Origin of the sequence: Anabaena sp. WFMT (assembly GCF_051781005.1) — a bacterium.
Taxonomy (GTDB): domain Bacteria; phylum Cyanobacteriota; class Cyanobacteriia; order Cyanobacteriales; family Nostocaceae; genus Anabaena.
In genome coordinates this window covers 1-16048 of sequence record NZ_JBPWOA010000026.1, presented here as the reverse complement: position 1 = coordinate 16048, position 16048 = coordinate 1, and the positions used below count along the sequence as shown (strand labels likewise).

Sequence of the window (16048 nt, the reverse complement as noted above, 5' to 3'; positions counted from 1 at the left end):
ATGGATGTCAAGCTGATTTTAGTAGGATTAACAGTTGTATTTACCTTTGCGTGCTTATTTTTCGGCACAAAAAATGGATATTATGATTCAGACAACTATCATGGCAATGGTTCTGCACATTGATAGCAGCGATGATCAGATCCAGGCAAACCCCGTAATAAAAAATTTAACTGTGGGTTAAGTCAAGCATTTTCCTGTGGAAATCAACACTCAATGCCGTTACTCAGATAGAGTGTAGAACTATCTTATTTGCGGTGCTAGTCTAGATAAAGACTTGAATGCCGCAATTAATCTATCAAAGGCGGCTGGCTTAGTCGTGTCTGCCTGTGGACGGGGTTAAATGCCGACAGTCCCGGAGGAAGCAGGAAATAAACCTCAATGTCTGGATAATTCCGGTGTTGGATTAGTTTTATGGAGCAGGAGAGCATGAGGAATGATCTGTCGGTATCCTCTCGCCCTGATGCTGGGGAAACAGCTAATGAATTAGAATGCTTACCCTATAGTGTTCAGCATCAAGATGAAGGTGTATGTCTACTAGTGCGAATGGGTCCACACCGCATATTGTTAGATTGTGGTTTGGCGGATATTTCCTCCCTGTCTAAGGGAATCACTAAATCAGCACAGAGGGGTAGTTCACCATTACCAGCAGATTTAGTATTGATTAGTCATGCTCATCCAGATCATGCTAGAGGTTTGTTGGCGCTAAATCAAGCTTTTCCGCTGTTACCTATCTATGCTAGTGAGGTGACTAGCAAGTTACTACCACTAAATTGGCCAGAACAAGATCCTCAAGAAATGCCTTCATTATGTCAGGCGCTGCCATTGCAATCGCCTCTAGAAATTCAAGAGAATCTTGTAGTAGAATTATTTCCCGCAGGTCATTTACCAGGGGCTGTAGCTATTCTCCTCACCTACCATACCCAAGACCGTGATTACAAATTACTTTATACAGGTGATTTCTTTTTATCCAACTCCAGATTAGTCGAGGGGTTACGTTTAGAGGAATTGCGGGGTTTAAATATAGATGTGCTGTTAATTGAAGGTAATTATGGCACATCCCGTCATCCCCACCGGCGCAACCAAGAAAATCAATTAGCAGAAAGAATTAATCGAGCAACCACTGATCATTGTTCTGTGATTTTACCCACACCCGCTTTAGGGTTAGGTCAAGAATTGTTGATGCTGTTACGCTCTCATCACCATTTTACAGGTAAAGATTTAGACATTTGGGTTGATGGCGCTGTTGCTACTGGTTGTGATGCATATTTAGAACTTTTATCCCATCTTCCCGCATCAGTCCAGAACTTTGCTCGTCATCAACCTTTATTTTGGGATGAACGTGTGCGTCCCCGTGTACGACGGTTAAAAGCAGAAAATTTGGCTACTTTAGGTAGTTCCCCTTGTATTGTTCTTACTGACTCAACAGCGGATTTGAGTAAATATTGTCAACCTAATACTGGCCCTTGGCTAATTCTCTTACCAGAAAAAATTGATATAAAAGTTAATCAAGAATATTTAGCAAAAACTACTGTTGACAGTTACCTTTTAGCTCAACATAGTGATGGACCTGGAACAACTCAGCTAATTCACAATTTACGACCCCAGCACGTCGTTTTTGTCCACGGTTCACCCGCTTACTTAGCTGACCTAACTAGTTTAGAAGAGTTACAAAATCGTTATCATGTCCATTCTCCCGCAGCTGGCATTTTGGTAGAATTACCAATTGGGGATACATTTTTACAACCTTCTGCACCTGAAACTAATTATGAAGGTGAGTTGACGGAGCTAGAGGCTGTCATTACAATTACCCTCCCGGATACGATTACAGATGATCCTCGTTGGCAGCAATTTGCTGATACTGGTTTAATAGAAGCCCGTTGGCAGGGGGAAGAAATAGTATTGCGGGGTTTGTCACAACGAGAACTACTCAACCAAAATAGTGTTGATGCAGACCGTCGTAGGCATGGCTATGCCTGGTCTGATCTAGAATGTTGTGGAACTTGCCGATACCAAAGAGGGCAACGGTGTTGGAATCCCGCCGCCCCGTTATATAACTTCAAAGTCACCCTTGAAGGTTACTGCCCTGCCTTTGAGAGCCTATCTAATCATGAATCCTGAATCAATCTGAATTATTGATATTCCCCTGACTCTGGATTTAAGTCAGTGTAATGGTTGCGGATACGTTCCGCTTCAGGACAATCTTCTGTTGTGAGAGGTTCCACATTACCCCGTGGTACGGAAGCTAATTTTTGCGTTACAGCGCCAATGCTTTCTAGGCGAACCATCTCTTCCCAAGAACAAACTTCGTCTTCTTCGTCTGTTTCATAGCGTAGAGTCACTAAATCACCCTCTATATCGATGATGCGGGCCCGCTCTATCCAGCGTTGCTGATCCCGCAAAAAAACACATACCTCCCGCCCGTCGCAACACAGTTGATAAATCTTGCGGTGTAGCATGTACTGCTTCTGCCTTTTTAAACAACGTAGTTAAACTTTTCAAAATCTGGGTCTTACCCCAGTTACAATACACCCTCAAGAGGTCAATTTCACGGTTCAGAATTATTGTGTTTATTAACCCAATCCAACGACTCGGTTGTAGTAGTTTGGATATAGGGAAATCTTGGGTCATAAACCAATGGTTACTGCATTAGTTGAACTCAATCTCTTTTGGGCTTATTCTAGACAATGTCTACTTCATAGAAGTCAAACATTTCTGGATTTGTCCTAACCAGGTGAATATGTGGTGGTGATTCCTTACTACCATCATGTAATAAATAGTACTGCAAAACAAGCGATGATTGCGGTTGTTTGAGTTGCCTACTTGTAGTCATTGGCATTTCTAGGAAGTCTGGGGACTTGGCTTTAGTTTTAACCCTAATGTACTTGATCTTAACTCATTCTCAGGCTGACCTTCATGGTTTTAAACAACAATCACCGAATAGTTTTAAGTTTTTATTTGTAACCTGAAATAATACAGGTGTATTTTGCTTGATAATAACCACTTACAGGGATGAAAAGCGATAAATTATTCTGTAGGATAGGCAACCTGTTGGGGGCAAAAATATTGGAAGTTGGGAGATTTTTTTATTTGGAGGTACTGGGCAGTAATTTTTAGACGGGTTAACCAGTAAAAAGTTTTGCTCATCATGCTCGGCAGGAAGTTTCTCGCTTTTACAAATATCCCTACTGTATAATTATGCCTACACGTAACTAAGTGGCAGTATTGTCACTGCTTCAATATATATTTTTATATTTAGTTGCTCTCTACAAGTAAAATTTTAGAGCAGGCAATATCTACGTTTACCCTACCAGAAGGGTATTGTCAAATTTTCTATCTGACTAAATAAAAGCCCAAATTTGAGCTTACCCTGGCTTTATGTCCAGTTTGATTCAGACATTTACTTAGTTAGATTTGTTGAGAGCGGGTAATTCCATCAGGTTCTTAGAGGAAGCTTCTCGTTTTATTTGACCTGTGTGGATTGCTTCGTATAGGGCGGCAAGAGCTTTTAAATCATCTGACTGATAGCATCTAGTCACCAGCACTTGATGAAGTAAACCCTCTGATTCAACACTAAGATATCCAGTTTGGAAGGCAGATGCGATAAGTGTACGAATCATAAATAGGACATAACAAATAATTTGTCATTTATAGTCTGTGACACTTGCTCCCTAAAAGCATTGATATAGGACAGGTTTATTAGTGATTGTAATTACACTTGTATTGTGATTCAGATCACAAATAAAAAAACCAAATCTTGTTATGTATGCGTTTGAACACTAAGCACTTAAGGTAAATAAGTGGTATTAGATACTAATTTACACAAATGATTTTAATATGGCTTTGTATTTAATAATACTTTACTTTGATTGTGGTTTCAAGAAGCTAGTCTTTAAAAGCACAAAGCGCTAGAATATCTAATCAAGGTAAAAACTGGCGGAAATCTTCATCCTTTTGACTCAATTGCACCCAATCTAAGTTGAGTAACTGGAATTTTTGTACCAAGCGATCGCACGCTGGGCGTTCAGTGGCATAATGCCCAGCATCAATTAAAATCAGTTCCCTATCTCTACTTTCTTGGAATTGATGGAATTTACAATCAGCGGTGAGATATGCCTGGGCCTTGGTTTTCACAACTGCGGAAATAAAACCAGCCCCCGAACCACCCAAAACAGCAACTCGTGAAATCTGCTGTTGCAAATCAGCAGTAGGCGAAAAAATCAACTTTGGCGGGTTAAGTTGAGCTTGAATAGTGCTGAGTAATGCCTGCAATGTTAAAGATGGTTCTAGCATTCCCACACGTCCATATCCTAATCCTGCTTGGGTGGGAACTATGGGAGATACTGCGTGCAGATGTAATAATTGCGCTAGAACATCCGCTGTGCCATCATTTACCTGGTCAAAATTTGTATGGGCGCTGTAGATACCGATATTGTGAATAAAAGCTAACCGTGCCATTTCCGTCAACCCTTCCCCACTGCGTAGAGATTTAGGGGGATTAAAAATGAGGGGATGATGGGCAAAAATCAGATTCGCATTGCTAGATATTGCCTCTTGCATTACTGCTAAAGTTGGAGTCAAACACACCAACACTCTTGCTTCTTCCCTTAACACACCAGGCTCAATCTGCCAACCGCAATTATCCCAATTTTCACACCAAGAGGGATTTGCCCATTCTTCAAACCAGGTGATTAAATCAGCAATTTTCATAGATGTTCTAGGTATATTTATACGTAATAATACATAATTTTGTTTATATAGTAATTGTAACCTAATTCCTGCCCTTGGAAATACGATGATCAGTTCCCGTCCTTAAGTAGGGGAGATTATTTTTAATCTTGCGTTGAGAGACATAAAAAAAGTAACTATTTAATACTTTTAATCAACTCCTGCTTAAACTCATCCGCTGTTTGAAAAGTAATTTGCGGCTTCTCCACCAAAGCTAAATCTATTACTTCCGCTAACTTTTTAGGGATACTGTTATTACGCTTATGAATAGGTACAGGATCATTTTGCAATACTGCCAACCAAGGATCACCAGTAAAATCCCTTGGAAAATAACCTGTCAACATATTATATAAACAAGCTGCTGTTGCCCAAACATCAACTTCAGGTAAGGCGTGCTTAAAATCTAATACCTGCTGACGTGGTATAAATGCGGGTGTACCCATTTGAGATCCTGTCAAAGTTTGACCGCTTAACCCAGCTAAGTCAAAAGCTTTAGCTAAACCATAATCCCCTATTTTTGCTACTATTTTATCATTGATATTGGTAATCAAAATATTGTTGGGGTTTAAATCACGGTGAATCAAACCTTTCCCTTTTACTAATTTTCCATCAGCTGATTCAACATAAGGGATTTCCGCTTGATGAGCATATATCAAACCATCAAGAACTTGGAGAATTATGTCTACAGCAATATTAACAGGTAAACGCCATCCTAACTTTTGCATGAAATCCCAAATATTCCCACTTTCACAATACTCCATTGTAAAAAAGAAAGTTTGTTCAGCAAAGCCATAATCTAACAATTGTACTACATGGGAATTTTTTAAACATTTGGTATTTTCTACTTCCTGTAGAAACTTTTGTACACCTCGTTCCTGACTATTAACCGCAGGTAACATTACCTTTAGCGCCACAAATTTTCTAGCCTGGCTATGTTGTGCTAAAAATACTTCACCAAACCGACCTTTACCAAGAGACCTAACTAACTGATAACCGGATATTGCTTGCAGGTTTTGATCACCACTTGCGGCTAATCCTAGTAAGCGTTGAACAATATTTAAATAATTAGGTTTTACTTCTTCTTCAAGTATCTTGGGTGTTTTCGTGATTTCTGATGCTTCTACTTCTACACCGACTTTAAAAAGAGTATCACCCAATTTAATTTCATCACCATCTTGTAAATCATATTCTGGAAAATTTAATGTTAAACCTTCTTGTGCAGTTTGATTACGTTTTCTTTGACCGATTTTTTCATTATTAACAAAAGTGCCATTTAAACTACCCAAGTCTCGCAACCTAATATCTGGAGGGTTAATATCTAGTAAGCAGTGATAACGGGAAATAGTCATATCAATTTCATTGGCTAATTGCAGGTTGCAATCATGATTTCTGCCAATGATACAAGTACTGCGAGATTCAAAAATATATTGCTTTCCAGAAAATTTACCTTGGGTGATAGTGAGAGTAACTTTAGGTGACATGGGAAAGATTAAAAATTATGGTTAAATAAATGTGAAGTAACAGTTTTGTTGGTAGTCATTTGTTGGTAGTCAGCCATTTATTGCTCTACTGGTATAATCATTGTACAATATGTAGCCATAAATAAGAATTTATTAAGTTTCATTAATTAACATAAGTAAGTAAATATTATGATTTTATGAGTTTTCAAACGGCCTCTAGCCAGAAATGTGTACTACCAATTCTCTGGTATGATTATGCTGTCGGTGTTCCCAAATATAAATACCTTGCCATGTTCCCAATACTAAATAACCATTATTAATAGGAATGCTTTCAGAAGTATGAGTTAACACTGTGCGGATATGTCCTGGCATATCATCTGTACCTTCGGCATCATGGATATAATGATTGTCTTCTGGTACTAATTTAGTCATGAAATTTGCTAAGTCTATTAGTACATCAGGATCAGCATTTTCTTGAATGACTAAACTGGCTGAAGTGTGACGCAAAAATAATGTGCAGAGTCCAATTTTTACCCCAGATTCTGCAACTATGGCAGCAATTTTTGAGGTAATATTTTGAAAAGATTTGCCAGTTGTGGAAATTCTTAGTAATTTTTGGTGATGTGTCATTGGTAATTGGGTGAGAACATATAGTATACTGCAAAGTGGTAAAATCTGGATTTATTTGATACTGGGCATAACGTCAGCACCGCACCGCGCTAAAGCCAATTTTAGCATAATCATCAAACCCAGACACCAAAATATTTTCAAATGTATTCCCTGTTCCCTGCTATTTAAATTGACTGAAAATAATTTAGCACGGCTTTGGCTATAGTTTCATTGCCATCTTTGGCTATTGGTTGGGATTGGTTTGGTGGTTGGGGTGAGTCATGAAAAAAGTCCCAATTTCCTTTAAAAAACTCTGTTGGTGTGAGAATTTGATGATGGTTGTAATTCTTTATTCCTGCTAATAACAAAGCAGCTTCTGCAAAGTCATCACGGAGTATGGTAACTATAGGTATTTCTAGACGGGTAGCTTCTGCAAAAGTGCTATAACCAGGTTTAGAAACAACTCGTCCACAAATTGGCATAAAATCTACAGGACGGTATTGACGGTTTTGAATTTTAATTAAGTTGGGTAACTCTGGTGCTGAGGCATCAAAGGTGATAAATTGCCAATCAGGAAATAGACTGACGTTATGATAAGGAATTGCCTGTAAACCCAAACCACCAAATGTTAGTAATATGGTTTTTTCTGGTGGTGCAGTTATTCCCCAAGTGGTGCGTATTTCATTGGTAGAGAAGTGGGGAGAATCACCTGTTAAACCCACATCTATTATATTGGGGAATGCCGACATGGGTTCATGGAAGGGAAGACGAAATAAACGATCGCTTTTAGTATACCAATCGCTAATCCAATCAGCAATTTCTATAAATTCTCCTCCCCAGTCTCGATAAATAAAATCCCAACTAAAGTTACTTGTCATCCAACAGGGGATATTTGCAGCTTTAGCAAATCCAGCAGCGAGAAAGGGAATATCTGCCAAGATGAGATTAACACGATTTTGACGGAGAAAATTAACTTCGGATGCAATTAAAGAATTTTGATTTTTTTTAATCTCCTGTAATTTTGCTAAGGTTGCTGGTTTATCCATTGTCAAACTATCAGTTTGCACTACACCTAAATCAAATGCACGTTGACGGAGGATAAAATCACCTTTTATATAAGATTCTAGCAGCCATCGAGGTGCAGTTGTGACGAGAATCAACAGCACTTCTGGACATAATTTTTGAATTGTTGCGGCTATTGATGCGGTGCGTGTAGTATGACCAAAGCCGTGATTTGTGATGGCTATATATAAAATTGGGCGTTTCATGGTTATTGAGATTTCGTTTACCTCGGAGGATGTTTTAAAATTTGGAAAAGGTATAGTTTGTCATTTACTCGCTTCTCAAAAAAAGAATATGGATTAAATGAACCGCGAAGGACGCAAAGGGCGCGAAGAAAGAAGAAGGAAGAAGGAAGAAGATTTGTAATCTTACACTTACTTGTATAGGATTGGAAATCTACAGACGGGAAAACATCTCGATGACTTTGATTAATTGGTCAATTTCTGATTCTAAGGTTAAGTAATGAACGCTAACGCGGATACAATTAGGGTTGGCAATTACCCTTGTTAATATTTTTTGTGATTCTAAAAATTGAACTAAATTTGAATGCGGCTGATTATTAGTAAGTTGAAAAGACACTAAACCACTTTCAGGTGGAGTATTTTTTAAACATTTGATATCAGGTAATGCTGTTAAACGTTGCCAAAGATATTCACTATTTCTACAAATTTGGTGATATCGTTCTTCTGCTGTTCCCCATTGTTGATGAATAGCGATCGCACTCCTTAAACCCACATACAATGGAGTGGCTAGGGTTGACACTTCATATCTTCTCCCATCTGGTTGCCAATTTAGCGGTTGTGCTTGATTATTGGTAATTACCCCATTTAAACCAATAAAGGTCGGTTGTAACCTTTCCCTGGCTTCCTCTCTTACATATAAACCACCCACACCCGCAGGGCCGCATAACCACTTATGACCAGTGAATGCATAGAAATCTACGCCTAATTCTGTTAAATTTAAAGGGAGTACGCCCACTGATTGAGCCGCATCTACCAATAGCAGAGAATTGTTATTTCTACATATTTCTGTGATTTTGTCAATAGGTAAAACTTGACCTGTATTCCACAAAACATGACTTAAAACTACAAGCTTTGTCTTGGGGCGCAGGTTTTGGGCAATAATACTGACAGGATCGCCCTCATTTAAAGTTGCCATGAGGGGACAGGTGCTGACTTCTACCGCAAATCTACGGCTAATTTCTTGAGCAGTGGCAATAACTCCAGGGTGTTCGCAGTCTGAAAGCAGCAAATGATCGCCAGCTTGCCAGTCAATTCCCCACATTCCGATATTACAACCAATTGTGACATTACCTGTGAGGGTTATTGTGTGGTTTGGTACATTTAATAGGGATGCGATCGCTTCTTTGGTAGCATCCATTTGGGGAGAAATCCAGCGATAAGCCTCAGTTCCAAAAGGTCCGATATCCTGAATGTGAGCTTGAGTTTGGGTGATAGCATCCATTGCCCCTTGAGGCATTGGCCCTTGTCCGCCATAATTAAAATAAACCTTATTTGCTAAAGCAGGAAATTGTGCGCGATGGTGATGCAACATATCAATTTTAGATTTTGGATTTTGTAGCAGAAGTCAGCCCTTCGACTTCGCTCAGGGCAAGGAGTCAGGAGTAAAACTGGCTTGGTGTCTAACGTTGAATTTAGATTCAATACCTCATGTATCTGCAATCTGCTGTAAATTCACCATTTAACTTAAAACCTCATATTAATTCTATTCTCCTCTGCACCCCACTCCAAGAACCTATTTTCTTCCTTCGCGTTCTTCGCGTCTTTGCGGTTCATTTAATCCATATTCTTCTCAAAAGCGAGTAACTTTTGTCCTAAAATCCCCTAATTATTGTTAATTTAAAAGGATGTTAATTAATGCTGAACTACTATTACAATATCAACGCTGTAAACGGCGACCATATTTAGACACTCATGGGGACTATAACCAGCGAGACGTTCCCCATGAATTGCTGGTGAAAGTACAACAAGACAAAATCAGTCATCAGCAAAGTGTGCTAGAAAACGTGCCATATCACCAACCAGAGTATCCTTCCAGAGACTGGCAAGCAGGTGCAGCCGCTACTTTAGAATTGATGCAGCAAGGGGTGGATTCCATTTATCGCGGAGTTTTATTAGCTACTTACGCTGACAAATATACCTTACTGAGTCGTCCAGATTTACTAATCAAACAGCGAGGAAAATCTTGCTTTGGAGACTGGTTTTATGTGCCGGTGGATATTCAATTAGGTAAACGTCCTAAACAAGAATATCAAGTTGTTGCTGCCTTTCATGCTGAAATTGCGGGGACAGTACAGGAAGTCCTACTCGAAGAAGCTTGGTTGATATTGCGGAATAAGGACTCAAATTATGTGGTGGACTTAGATAAATGGACACCGCAAATGTTGGAGATTTTGGCGGAATATATTCAAGTAATTGAGTCACCAGCAGCACCAGAAGTATTTATTGCTCGGCAAAAATGCAATCTCTGTCACTGGTATAATCATTGTTATGCGATCGCTCAATCTCAGCAACACCTCTCACTCTTACCAGGTGTCACACCCATCCGCTACACTCAACTGCAAGCACTATCTACCACCACTTTAGAAGCACTTGTTAACACCAGTCCCAGCACTTTAGAAAACCTGGTGGGATTTGATGCCGAAGTAGCAGCTAAACTGATAGTCCAAGCGCAATCAGTATTCACAAAACAGCCTTTAATCTTACCCTACACCCTACCCCAAGAAAACCTCACACTTACAGCCCCCATCGAGCTATATTTTGATATTGAGGCACAACCAGACTTAAACTTAAATTACCTGTTAGGGGTTTTGGTAGTCGATAGAGAAACTAATACACAACAGTTTTATTCATTTTTAGCAGAAACACCAGCCCAAGAAGCGCAGATTTGGCAGCAATTTTTGGATTTAGTTTGGCAATATCCCCAAGCCCCAATTTATCATTTTTGTGCTTACGAATTTGATACAGTGAAAAAACTAGGGCGACTTTACCGTACACCCTACTCTTCAGTCGGTCCGGTACTAGATCGCTTTGTTGATATTTATGAACAACTCACCCAAAATGTGGCATTACCAATAGAGAGTTATGCTTTAAAAGCGATCGCACGTTGGCTAGGATTTGAGTGGCGTGATCAAGATGCCAGCGGGGCAAAATGTATTTACTGGTATGATCAATGGTTAGAAACGAGCGATCGTACCTTACTAGAACTAATCCAACGCTACAACGAAGACGACTGTCGCGCCACCCACAAAGTTAAAGATTGGCTAGTCAACTTTGTCCAGAACGAATATATCAGACTCTTAGCGTAAATCATTTAACTGCTCTTCCCCGTGCTATCTTAATTTTGTGATTTTTACACCGTAGTTAATTCATGCAACTTATTAAAAAACTTTGCAAACCATCACAAATCATTTACTTTATCATTCCCATCATTATTATCACTCTAGTTTTCAGTAATTTTGCCACCGCAGCCGTAAAAATAACAAGCATCGACTTTATAGGTGAAGCCATCTTACCCACAGGATTTTCTTTCCAAAACACTGAATTGGGAGGATTATCAGGAATTACTTACGACGCTAAAAACGACCTCTATTATGCCATCTCTGATGATAGAGGACAAAAAGCTCCTACTCGTTTTTATACACTAAAAATCGACCTCAGCCAAGGTAAGTTAACAAAAAACGGCGTAGTTCCCGTAAAGATTACCACCCTATTAAATACAAATAATCAAACATTTAAACCAAATACAACTGACACAGAAGGTATCGCTTTAACTAATCAAGCGAATGTATTCATCTCTTCAGAAGGTGATGTTCAGCGATTAATTAATCCCTTTATTCAAAAATTCTCCCTAGCTTCTGGCCAGATTATTAGCACCCTACCCATACCAAATAAATTTTTACCAAATCAAAAAAGTCTGCGAGGTATACGTAATAACTTAGCTTTTGAAAGCCTCACCATAACACCCGACAACAAAACCCTATTTACAGCCACCGAAAACGCTTTAATTCAAGATGGTGCAGCAGCCAAACCTAGCCTTGGTACTAATTGCCGGATTTTGCAGTACAATCTTGCCAACAACCAACCAGAACAAGAATTCCTCTACCAGACCGAACCAGTCACACCCCTATTCAATTTTACAGGCAGGTTCGACAGCGGATTACCTGATTTACTCTCCCTAGATAATCAAGGACACTTCCTGAGTTTAGAAAGGTCTTTTACCGGCTTGGGACTAGCTATTTCTCTGTTTCAAGTTTCCTTAGAAAATGCTGACGACATCCACAAAATTGATAGTTTGTCAACCGTTGACATAACCAAAATAAAACCAGTAGAGAAAAAACTGCTCCTAGATTTGCAAAGCCTAGATGTAGCGTTAGACAACATTGAAGGTTTAACCCTTGGTGCTAAATTACCTGACGGACAAACCTCATTAATTCTCGTCAGTGATAATAATTTCAATAAACTGCAACGCACCCAAATCCTAGCCTTTAAACTCAAACTCGAATCACCACTGAACAGGTTATTGCACCTACTGCGAATTCCCAGAAATCAATAACTGTCCATAAGTATAATTACTGAAAATATTGATAGCCATTTCCTGCAATTTAAGTACTATTTAAGTAGCACGATTATTGCTAAAATATGTTACATAAGATTAGTTAGCTAACAAAATTTAAGAAAAGTGAAGTTACAGCCTTTTTAGGTAAATGGAGTACACCGGTAGGAAGCGAACTTACATTCGCCGCCAAGATAATTTGTACCTCACTCAGTTACAATCTGTTGTATGTTAATTTCACTACATCGAAATAAATACCCTCATCACAGGATTGAGGCTATTATTGAGATTTATATAGATACAGAAAAACAATAGCTGTAACAATTTTGATAAAGTATCCTGTAGTAAATACCCGTATGATTTTGTGTGTAACATAATAGCCAGGATATGAATGAATACAAAATACCATCAGACATCTATATTGGCAAATTATTAAACAATCGTTATTTAATTAGAGACTTACTTGGTAAAGGAGGAATGGGTAGAGTTTATCTAGCCGAAGATGTTACCAAAGGCTGTATGTTAGTTGCAGTTAAAATGCTCTCCTTGAATATAGTCAATCAGGAGTTAGCTGACCGTTTTGGCCGAGAAATTTTTATTGGCGCTCAATTAGGTAAAAAAAGTCCACATATCAGCCGTGTATTGACTTATGGCATTACTAATGAAAGAGTGCCATTTTACGTTATGGAATATCTGCGTGGAAGAACCATTAAACAAATTCTTAAAGTCGAAAGTTTAAATATCTCAAGATTTATAGAAATCTGTCAGCAAATTTGTTTAGGATTACATTGCGCTCACCAAGGTGTCACCCTCCAAGGCAAAATTTATCCAATTATTCATAGAGATATTAAACCAGAAAATATATTCATTCATAACTATGACAACAAACAAGAAATAGTCAAAATTCTTGACTTTGGTATTGCCAAATTTCTGAGTGAAACAGGTGGGATGACAATGACTGAATCATTTATAGGTAGTTTACCTTACTCATCTCCAGAACATATGCAAGGATATAAAATCTTGGATGTGCGCTCTGATATTTATAGTTTAGGTCTTTTAATGTATGAAATGTTGACAGGTAGACATCCATTTTATACAAAAAGTCACTCCTTTAGCACTTGGTGTAAACTTCATTGTATCCAAGCACCACCTAAATTTGAAGAAGTTAATCCCAATGTAAAAATTCCCCAAGAATTACAGCAATTAGTAATGCATTGTTTAGCAAAAGATGTGAATGATAGACCCGATAGTGCCAGTAAAATATTAGAAGATTTAGCTAAAATTAAGGCACAACTTAACAAGACTGTTGTATCTTCTACAGATGTAAAACTAGTACCTTTCACATCATTTTCTGAGCAAATATGTTGGCAGAAACAGTGGCCCAATAATAAACCAGTTGCATTAATTTGTTTCCCACATCTTTTAGCTACTCCACAAGGTAATATACCAACTTTTTGGGCTATGTTACCTCAAGCAGAAATTCTGAAATTTAAAGAAAAAACATATACTATTGACTTTATTAGTAAAATGGATGAGTATCCTATGGTATTGTGGTTGACAATGCTACATGATGAAGCATATTCTGTGCTTAGATGGCTATCTTATTACTTGGATATAAAAAATTCTAAAGAAGAAAAAATATTGCGTAGCTTAACAGACATGGGCTATTATCATCTACTATTTTTTGCCCGTGAAGATCCTCACAACTGTGCCAATGTTATAACTTTCTTACTGACAGCTAAACAGCGTCAATATCTGACTGATGTTATAAATTCAAGTCAAACTTTGGAAACAGTTATCTCTCCCCAAGAAGCCAAGAATTTGTTAAAATTCGAGTATGAAAAAATCAAAGAAGAAGTTAGCAAAAAGCTAAATACGAATTCTAAAACTTCTACATTTTTTTTCAAATATTGGCTAGATAAATTTTTAGAATTATTTAAATCTTAATCATATATCTGCCTATCTGCCAATTTCCACCATCTAACCAAAATTTATTTACCCCGTTTTAACTTAGAGGTTATTAAAGTGAACACCAGGCCATTTGCGTCTCCAGAAAATCAGGAGTTGCTTGTCAACCGTTATCAACTTAAGCAGTTAATCGGTAAAGGTGGCATGGGTGAAGTTTTTTTAGCACACGATATTTTGCTAGGAGGCACACCAGTTGCGATAAAATTTTTATCCCAGACTGTAGTTAACCCAAAAATTCAAGCCAGCTTTAACCGTGAAGCTCTTTTAAGTGCTGCATTAAGTCAAAAAAGTATACATATTGTGCGGGCTTATGATTATGGTGTCAGTCAAAGTGGTAAGGCATTTTATGTGATGGAATATCTATCTGGAAAGATTTTGAAGGAATTAATCCCCATATCTTTGCCAATGTTTTTCACTTTATTACGCCAGATTTGTATAGGCTTGCAGTGCGCTCATCAAGGAACCAAAATTGATGGCATCAATTATCAACTAGTTCACAGAGATATTAAGCCAGCTAATATAATTGTGATTCCTGATCCAATATTGGGACAATTGGTCAAAATTTTAGACTTTGGGATTGCAAAATTTTTAAATTCTTCAACTGCAATTCACACTAAAGGATTTCATGGGACTTTACCTTACTGTTCACCAGAACAATTAGATGGGGAAGAATTAGATGCTCGATCTGATATTTATAGCTTAGGTGTGATGATGTTTGAGATGCTGACAGGACAAAAACCTTGGCATCCAGAAACTAACTATTTTGGTGCTTGGTATAAAGCGCATCGTTTTGAAGCTCCAAAAGCGATCGCTGAAGCAAATCCCTATATTAAAGTGCCTCAGCAGTTAAATGATTTAATTATGACCTGTCTGGCCAAGAAACCGGAAAACCGTCCCCAAAATATAGCCCAAATTTTGCAGGTATTGGGTGATGTAGAAAAATCTAGTCAACAAATAGCAAACAAAAGTTTAGCGCATACATCCACTTCTCATCATTCCTTGCTTTCTAAATCTTCCGGAAAAATTACCAATCCCTATCAGCATCTTGTTTGGCCTGAGAATAAACCCATTCAGGAAATTGTTTTTCCTCAAATGATAGATACTAGCAAAGGATCGGTAGTCGCTCTGTGGCTAATGTTACCTGAACAAGAAATTAACAATCGCCTCCATACCAACCCCCATAACCAGTTTATCTTTATCACCTCTCCCCACCCGATGCTGCTGTGGTTAACAGTACTTTACAATCGGGATCTAGGCCCCAAGTGGTTGCCCTGTTACTTGGATATGCAAAATACCCAGAATCTCCAAATGGTATCAGCATTAGCAGCAAATAAATCTTACCCTTTGATTCTCTTCACTTTAGAACCATCTCATAAATGTGTTAGCGTTATTAGGAGTAGCATTTCTCCACTACAACGCCAAAAGTTGACGACTTGGCTGCAACAAAGTCAGCAACTACCATCCTCTTCTCGACCCCAAGTCAGCAAAAAGCTGTTAAAGCAACAGTATAAGTTAATGCAATCTCAGATATTGCAAAATATAGAATCGAAAACCAAGGTTGTTGGATAATTCGTTAGTGTATAGTATCAAGCCTAAGCCATTTTCTAGGTCGTTTTAGACGTGCTAATTAATCGTTGCTAATTCTAATT

13 protein-coding genes are annotated in these 16048 nt (G+C 38.3%); 5 read left to right on the top strand and 8 right to left on the bottom strand.

What is annotated here, in order from left to right; translation table 11 throughout:
- Positions 1-426: 426 nt before the first annotated feature.
- Complete coding sequence (locus ACSQ6I_RS17115) at positions 427-2118, top strand: MBL fold metallo-hydrolase (protein WP_438891497.1); 1692 nt, start codon at positions 427-429, stop codon at positions 2116-2118.
- 11 nt (positions 2119-2129) lie between these two features.
- Here ACSQ6I_RS17115 and ACSQ6I_RS17110 read toward each other — a convergent pair whose 3' ends face one another.
- The 8 genes from ACSQ6I_RS17110 to ACSQ6I_RS17075 all read right to left on the bottom strand — a co-directional run bounded on the left by ACSQ6I_RS17110 (position 2130) and on the right by ACSQ6I_RS17075 (position 9410).
- Positions 2130-2456: a DUF6679 family protein gene (locus ACSQ6I_RS17110; protein ID WP_015215395.1), complete on the bottom strand. Its 327-nt coding sequence runs from the start codon at positions 2454-2456 to the stop codon at positions 2130-2132.
- 221 nt (positions 2457-2677) lie between these two features.
- Positions 2678-2830: a hypothetical protein gene (locus tag ACSQ6I_RS17105; protein ID WP_438891802.1), complete on the bottom strand. Its 153-nt coding sequence runs from the start codon at positions 2828-2830 to the stop codon at positions 2678-2680.
- A gap of 571 nt (positions 2831-3401) precedes the next feature.
- Positions 3402-3617, bottom strand: a complete 216-nt coding sequence (locus ACSQ6I_RS17100) for a hypothetical protein (protein ID WP_438891496.1) — start codon at positions 3615-3617, stop codon at positions 3402-3404.
- Between the two features lie 301 nt (positions 3618-3918).
- Positions 3919-4707: a Nif3-like dinuclear metal center hexameric protein gene (locus ACSQ6I_RS17095; RefSeq protein ID WP_438891495.1), complete on the bottom strand. Its 789-nt coding sequence runs from the start codon at positions 4705-4707 to the stop codon at positions 3919-3921.
- 155 nt (positions 4708-4862) lie between these two features.
- On the bottom strand, positions 4863-6206 hold the full coding sequence (locus ACSQ6I_RS17090) for a protein kinase domain-containing protein (RefSeq protein WP_438891494.1): 1344 nt from the start codon (positions 6204-6206) through the stop codon (positions 4863-4865).
- Positions 6207-6401: 195 nt separating this feature from the next.
- Positions 6402-6815, bottom strand: coding sequence for a secondary thiamine-phosphate synthase enzyme YjbQ (locus ACSQ6I_RS17085; RefSeq protein WP_438891493.1), 414 nt, complete (start codon positions 6813-6815; stop codon positions 6402-6404).
- Positions 6816-6979: 164 nt separating this feature from the next.
- Entirely contained in the window at positions 6980-8062 is a 1083-nt protein-coding gene (locus ACSQ6I_RS17080; protein ID WP_438891492.1) for a glycosyl transferase, read from the bottom strand.
- A gap of 190 nt (positions 8063-8252) precedes the next feature.
- Positions 8253-9410, bottom strand: coding sequence for an aminotransferase class V-fold PLP-dependent enzyme (locus ACSQ6I_RS17075; protein ID WP_438891491.1), 1158 nt, complete (start codon positions 9408-9410; stop codon positions 8253-8255).
- Between the two features lie 313 nt (positions 9411-9723).
- Here ACSQ6I_RS17075 and ACSQ6I_RS17070 point away from each other — a divergent pair, with 313 nt between their 5' ends.
- From ACSQ6I_RS17070 to ACSQ6I_RS17055, 4 genes are all read left to right on the top strand, one after another.
- A complete protein-coding gene (locus ACSQ6I_RS17070) occupies positions 9724-11184 on the top strand; it encodes a TM0106 family RecB-like putative nuclease (RefSeq protein WP_438891490.1) in 1461 nt (486 codons plus the stop codon).
- Positions 11185-11246: 62 nt separating this feature from the next.
- Positions 11247-12431: an esterase-like activity of phytase family protein gene (locus tag ACSQ6I_RS17065; RefSeq protein ID WP_438891489.1), complete on the top strand. Its 1185-nt coding sequence runs from the start codon at positions 11247-11249 to the stop codon at positions 12429-12431.
- Between the two features lie 387 nt (positions 12432-12818).
- The gene (locus ACSQ6I_RS17060; protein ID WP_438891488.1) at positions 12819-14378 is read left to right on the top strand and encodes a serine/threonine-protein kinase; all 1560 of its coding nucleotides are present in this window, start codon (positions 12819-12821) and stop codon (positions 14376-14378) included.
- A 78-nt stretch (positions 14379-14456) separates the two neighbouring features.
- A complete protein-coding gene (locus ACSQ6I_RS17055) occupies positions 14457-15968 on the top strand; it encodes a protein kinase domain-containing protein (protein ID WP_438891487.1) in 1512 nt (503 codons plus the stop codon).
- Positions 15969-16048 lie beyond the last annotated feature (80 nt).